The 6384-nt window shown below is 67.5% G+C and carries 5 protein-coding genes; 3 read left to right on the forward strand and 2 right to left on the reverse strand.

Annotated elements, in window-relative coordinates; all coding sequences use genetic code 11:
* Window positions 1–50 precede the first annotated feature (50 nt).
* Both CR919_RS04930 and rnd read right to left on the reverse strand, forming a co-directional pair.
* On the reverse strand, window positions 51–1178 hold the full coding sequence (locus CR919_RS04930; protein WP_165787241.1) for a serine hydrolase domain-containing protein: 1128 nt from the start codon (window positions 1176–1178) through the stop codon (window positions 51–53).
* Window positions 1179–1580: 402 nt separating this feature from the next.
* Window positions 1581–2660, reverse strand: a complete 1080-nt coding sequence (rnd, locus tag CR919_RS04935) for a ribonuclease D (RefSeq protein WP_099819097.1) — start codon at window positions 2658–2660, stop codon at window positions 1581–1583.
* A gap of 84 nt (window positions 2661–2744) precedes the next feature.
* On the opposite strand from rnd, the gene CR919_RS04940 reads away from it, so the two are divergent.
* From CR919_RS04940 to CR919_RS04950, 3 genes are all read left to right on the forward strand, one after another.
* Window positions 2745–4628: an SUMF1/EgtB/PvdO family nonheme iron enzyme gene (locus CR919_RS04940; protein ID WP_099819098.1), complete on the forward strand. Its 1884-nt coding sequence runs from the start codon at window positions 2745–2747 to the stop codon at window positions 4626–4628.
* A 102-nt stretch (window positions 4629–4730) separates the two neighbouring features.
* Window positions 4731–5621: a M48 family metallopeptidase gene (locus CR919_RS04945; RefSeq protein WP_099819099.1), complete on the forward strand. Its 891-nt coding sequence runs from the start codon at window positions 4731–4733 to the stop codon at window positions 5619–5621.
* Between the two features lie 482 nt (window positions 5622–6103).
* A partial coding sequence (locus CR919_RS04950; protein WP_133119588.1) for a helix-turn-helix domain-containing protein occupies window positions 6104–6384 on the forward strand: 281 nt, incomplete at its 3' end.

The following is a 6384-nucleotide window of genomic DNA, read 5'->3' on the forward strand; positions in this document are numbered from 1 at the left end:
GCGATGGCGCGGCAGGCCGACGCCCTGCAACGGCAGGGCGTCGGCCGATGTCACTTCGCGGCGGGCGCGGCAGAAGGCGACAGTTCGGCAAACAGGCCGCCGAGCACGCCCATGGTGGCCGTGTCGGCTCCCATGTCTTCGGCGGCGTTGGCAATGGCGATCACGCCACTGTTCTGTGCGGGGAACAGCACCACCCACGCCAGCCAGTTGCCATCGGAGCCACCGTGCACCAGCACCGGGCCCTGGCGGCCGGCGATCGAGGGCTGCACGCCCCAGTCCAGGCCCGAGGGGCTGCCCGGTTGCGCGCTCTGCATCAGCGTATAGGATGCCGGCGTCAACAGCGTGCCCTTGCCGTGGCTGCCGGCGAGCTGGTCGATGGCGAACAGTGCCAGGTCCTGCAGGCGCATGTGCAGGTTGCCGGCAGCGGTGTAGATCGGCGGTACGCCATCATCGGCCTTCTGCGGCGCGCCGGTGACGGTCTTGCCGCCGCGGTGGCCCAACGGCTGCCCGGCAGTGGTCGGCCCGAAGCCGGCACCGGTCATCTTCAGTGGCTGGAATACCTCGCGTTGGATCAGCGTCTCCACGTCCTTGCCGGTGGCGCGTTCGGCGATCACTGCCGCGATCAGGAAGCCGCTGTTGCTGTAAGCGAATTCCGTTCCCGGCGGGTGGACCGGCGCCTCGGCCAGCGCAGCCTTGATGTAGGCCTCGCGCTGTATGGGCAGGGCACGCGTGTCGGTGAAGAACGCATCCAGTGCGGCGCCATCGGTGAGGTTCTCCGGCAGGCCGGCGCGGTGTGACAGCAGCTGCACCAGCGTGACGTTGCGGTAGGCCGGCTGCATCTGTGCGGCCAGGTCGGGCAGCATCGTCGACAGCGGCGCATCCCACTTCAGCACACCCTGTTCGACCAGGCGCGCGATCATCGCCACGGTGATCGGTTTACCGGTCGAGCCGATCATCCAGGCATCACCGGTGCTGGCGGCCACCTTTTCATCATTGCGGCGTACGCCGCTGACGGCCTGTTCGGCGATTTTTCCGTCGCGAATCACCAGCACGCCCATGGCCGGCGTCGCCGTGCCCTGCAAGGCCTGTGCAATGCGTGCCTGCAGGTCATCGGCGGCGCTTGCACTGGCAGCGACGCACAGGAGTGAAACGCCCAGCCAGCGGCGCAGGTGGCGCATGCGACGGGACGGGGAAGCTGCGGTCCGTTCGGAGATGATCGTGTGCATGGGAGTCCTTTGCGCAGCAGCGTGGGCAGGGCCTGCGCCGACGGCATCGGCCCTGCGGGGTGCGTCGCCCGCCGGTGCCTTGAACAGGCGTACCAGGTGGCGTGCGATTCACTCTTGCATGCCGATGAGGCAGGCGGATGTGTCTGCAGTCATGTAGGTAAACGGCGCGCTGTGATGGCGTTGGCTTACGTACAGGATCGCGGCCGGGCACGCCCGAGGGAGCAATCAGCGCCGGGTGGATTTCGCGGGGCGGCAGCGCGACGTGTCACGCGCTGCAGGCACGCGCCTGCGCGATCTCATGGCCATGCCCGGGTGTACCGTCGTCGCGTTGCGCGCGCGACGACGGCAGGAGGCTCAGGCGGCGGGCAACAGCGATGCCAGCACCGGCTCCAGCTCCTGCTGGCGCCAACCGGCCAATGCGGCAGGCCACTGCCGATGCTCCAGATAGCTTTCCAGATGCTTGCGCGAGGCCAGTACGCCGTCGGCCAGGCCGAGCTCGCGGCTGCGTTCGGCTACGGCATCCTGCAGCTTCTTCAGCAACTGCTTGCTGGCATCGCTGGCCTGCACCGCCAAGGGTGCATCGGCTTCGTCGGCCAACGGCGTATCCAGCGCCTGCCACACGGCAGCAGCAAGCTTGCGCGGCGCCTTCGGGAACTGTTCGAACAGCTTGCTCAATGCGGCGGCATCGGCAGGTGGGGTGCGTGCCAAGGTTGCGGCCAGCTCGTTGTCCAGGATCCAGCTGCGCGGACGGTCGCTGGCGCGCGCCTGCACGTCGCGCCAGCGCAGCAGGCGCAGCAGGCGGCGCTGCGCGGGCGCGTCCAGGAACTGCGCCGAGCGCATGCCCAGGTGGGGCCAGCGGTCCTCGTCATTGGCGACGCTGGCCAGCAGGCGCTCGCCGTCGTCGTGCAGCCACTGCTGGCGCCCCAGCGATTCCAGCTTGGCGGAAATCGCATCATGCATCGCGAACAGATGCTCGACGTCATCGGCGGCGTACTTCAGCTGTGACTCCGACAGCGGCCTGCGCATCCAGTCCGAGCGGGTTTCGCCCTTTTCCAGTGCCACCCCGGTGATCTCCTGCACCAGCTTCTGGTAGCCCATGCCAGCACCGATACCGGCCAGGGCGGCGCCGATCTGGGTGTCGAACAACGGGCGCGGCAGCACGCCGCAGGTCCACTTGAACGCCACCAGGTCTTCGCTGGCGCTGTGCATCACCTTGGTGATGGATTCATCGGCCAGCCACGGTGCCAACGCCTCGGGCATGCCGGGAATCAACGGGTCGATCAGCAGGATGTCCTCGCCGACGGCCATCTGCACCAGCGCCAGCTGCGGCCAGAAGGTGCGTTCACGGATGAATTCGGTATCCAGGCCGATGCGGGTCGGCCGCTGCTGGCGGTATGTGTCCAGCTCGGCGGGGGTGGTGATCCAGGTTGCCACAGGTCGGGGCCTACTACTCGTGTTTGCTCAGGCAGGTGAGAATAGCCTAACGTCGGTCCGCATCCGTGCCGAAGGAGGCCCTGCTTGCGTTTTCTGCTGTCGCCCGCGCTGTTTACCGCCTTGGCCGTGGGCCTGGCCGGTTGCACGCCGCCGTCCCCTGCGCCGAACGCCGGTGGCACCGCAGGCCAGCCGGCCGATCCCGCAGCAGAGGCCGGTCCGGCGCCTGGTAGCGGGCAGGGCACGGTGACCATTGCCGGTGACGATGCGGCCGAGGATATCCAGCAGTGGACGCCGCCGCGGGTCGATCGCCAGGGACGTACGCTGGCGCAGCTGCGCCGGGCCGCCGAACAGGCGTTCGCGCAGGGGCACCTGTACGAAGATGGCGATGCGGCGGTGCCGCTGTGGCTGGCGGTGCAGGAAGAGGAGCCCGATGATCGGCAGGCGCGGCAGGGGTTGCAACGCGCGAAACAGAAGTTGCTGCAGCAGGCCGATGCGTTGCTGCAGCGGCCCTTGCAGCAGCGTGAGGCACTGGCTGAAGCCGGGCGCCAGGCGCTGGTGCTGCTGACCCTGGCGCCGAAGGATGAGAAGGTGCGCGCGCTGCAGGGCCGGGTGGAGACGGCGCAGCGTGTGGTCGCCTACAACCGCGCGGGCGAGGACGATCTGCGTGCCGACCGGATCGGTGAGGCGGGCGACGGCGCCATCGGCAATTTCCGCGAGGCACTGGCGCTGGACCCGAAAAACCGCCGTGCGCGGCAGGGTCTGGCCGCTGCGGAAAGCGGGCTGATCCGGCGGGCCGAGGATGCCGCGCGCATCCGCGATTTCGCCAGCGCCGGCGCGTGGTTGGCAGAAGCCAGCAAGGTGCGTGACTCGTCACCGACCATCGCCGATGCGTTCGAGCGCATCGAGCAGATCCGTGCCGCGGCGCTGGTCCAGCTGCGCGATGGCGGCCTGCATGATCTGACCATTCCGCAGGGACTGAAGCCTGCGCGCGAGAAGCTGGCCGAAGCGCTGCGCATTGCCTTGCCGGGCGATGCAGTGGTGGCGCAGCTGCGCGAGCGCATCGAACTGGCCACCCATTACGGCAGCTTCCGGCCGGGGCAGGTGTTCAGCGACGCGCTGCGTGATGGCGGCCGTGGACCGCAGATGATCGTGGTGCCACACGGCGGATTCCAGATGGGCGCCAGTGATACCGAGCCGGGCGCGACCGATGCGGAGCGGCCATCGCACTATGTGCGCTTCGAGCGCGGATTCGCGATGGCGATCACCGAGATCACCGTGGGTGATTTCGAGCGCTATGTGAAGGCGACCAATACCCGTCCACGTGCGACCCGGCGTGGACATTCGGTGGTCTATGACGAGCGCAGCGGCAATTTCATCCGCCGCAGCGGCGTGGACTGGCGGTCCGACTATGACGGTGGGCGCGCACTGGGCAATTCGCCGGTGATGCACGTCAGCGTGCGTGATGCGGAGAACTACGCGACCTGGCTGTCCGAGCAGACCGGCCGCAGCTACCGCCTGCCCAGCGAGGCCGAGTTCGAGTACGCGATGCGTGCCGGCAGCAGTGGCCGCTACCCGTGGGGCGATGCCGGGCTGCCGCCGGAAGGCAGTGGCAATTACACCGGCAGCAAGGACGCTTCACCCTCCGGCAGGCATTGGCACAACGCCTTTGTCGGCTACGGCGATGGTTGGTGGGGGCCGGCACCCGTGGCCAGTTTCCAGGCAAATGGCTTCGGGCTGCATGACATGGGCGGCAACCTGAGCGAGTGGGTGGCCGACTGTTGGCATGCCAGCTATCGGCGCGCGCCGGCCGATGGTGTGGCCTGGTTCAACCCGGGCTGCCGTTCACGGGTGATCCGGGGTGGCAACTGGGCCAATGCCCCGGAGCAGACCCGGGCGGCCTGGCGGCAGTCGCAGGATTCGGATACCACCAACGCGCGCATCGGCTTCCGCCTGGTCCGCGGGATCTGACGGACGCGCTCGCATCGGCGTCGGCTTCACCCGCCGCAGGCAGCGTCGCACTAAGATTGCGCCGTACCCGCCGACCGGCGGGGTCAGCCGGAAGACCTGCCGATGCGCAACGATCCTTTTTCCCGCTCGCCGCAGCAGCGGCGTGGTCTGTTCGGCAACATCCGCTGGTGGGTGCTGCTACTGGCCGCCGGCTATGCAGCGTTCTACTGGTTCTCCAACCGTGCGGTCGACCCCTATACCGGCGAGAAGGTGCTGATCGACAGCAGCCTGGATGCCAGCCAGGAGAAGGCACTGGGCCTGCAGGCCTACCAGCAGATCCTGTCGCAGGAGCGCCCGCTGGGCCCGAACGAACCGGTCTCGCGCGACGTCCGGGCGATTGCCGAGCGACTGATCGCCAAGGTGGATGTGGTCGAAACCGCGCTGGCGCAGGAGCACGGGCTGCAACCGGCACACTTCGCGCGCGACTTCGAGTGGGAAGTGAATGTGATTCCGTCCGAACAGGCCAATGCGTTCTGCCTGCCCGGCGGCAAGATGGCCGTGTACACGGGGCTGATTCCGGTTGCTCGCACCCGCGATGCGATGGCGGTGGTGATGGGCCATGAAATCGCCCATGCGTTGCTGCGGCACGGTGCACAGCGCATGGCCCAGCAGAAGCTGACCCAGATCGGCCAGGTGGCCGGCGCCGCCAGTGGCATGGATGCGCAGCAGCAACAGATGATGATGTCGGCGATGGGCTACGGCTATCTGTTGCCGTATGCGCGCAGCCATGAGACGCAGGCTGATGAAGTAGGACTGATGCTGGCGGCGGCGGCGTGTTTCGACCCGCGCGAGGCGGTGCCGCTGTGGCAGCGGATGGGCCAGGCCGGCGGTGGCCAGTCGCCGCCGGAATTCGCTTCGACCCACCCCAATCCGGGCACCCGTATCCAGAACCTGCAGGCGTTGATGCCGAAGGCACTGGAGTACCGGCAGAAGTTCTGCGAGCAGGCCAGGTAAAGGGGAGTTCGGCAGGGCTGCGCCCTGCACCCGCCGAAGCAACAGCCGGCGCAACAGCCAGAGCAACAGCCAGAGCAACAGCCGGAGCAACAGCAACAGCGGGCTATCGGTGGGATGGCGGGGTGGGTCCGGTCGCGGGGGACGCTGCAAGTACGTCCCTGTAAGCTCGGTCGCGCCATCCATGGCGCTTACGCCCCCGCAACCGGACCCACCCCGCCCTCGACAGATCTCCGCGATCTGTTGGAATGGCTCTTGGGGTCAGATCCGTTTTCCGTAGGAAAACGGATCTGACCCCAGATTGATTTCGATATCTGAAAGAGATTCATCCACGCATGTCGTGGATGTGCCAACCGTCACCGGCAAACTGTCGAAGGTGGGGCGGTGCCGGATTGCGGGGTGTCCGCGGCATGGATGCCGCGGCCAAGCCCCCACGGTGAAGTGACCCCCGGGAGTTGGACGCCAGATCCAACCCCGAGGGATACATGAACAGGTACGAAGCTCGATTCAAACTGCAGGTCGCCAAAGAGGCCTGCAAGACCTCCACGTCGGTCAAAGCCATCGCCCGACACCACGGTTTGGAGTTCTCCACGGTCAGACGCTGGGTGGCTACGTATCGGCTGCACGGTTGGCGCGGGCTTCACCGCCAGACCCGGTCCTATGACCTCGCGTTCAAGCTGGCTGTTCTGGAGAAGATGAGCCGGGACGGCATGTCCGGGCGTGAGGCCACCACCTACTTTCAGATTGGCGATGCCGGCGCAGTGGG

The sequence above is a fragment of the Stenotrophomonas sp. LMG 10879 genome (assembly GCF_002750935.1).
Classification (GTDB): domain Bacteria; phylum Pseudomonadota; class Gammaproteobacteria; order Xanthomonadales; family Xanthomonadaceae; genus Stenotrophomonas; species Stenotrophomonas lactitubi_B.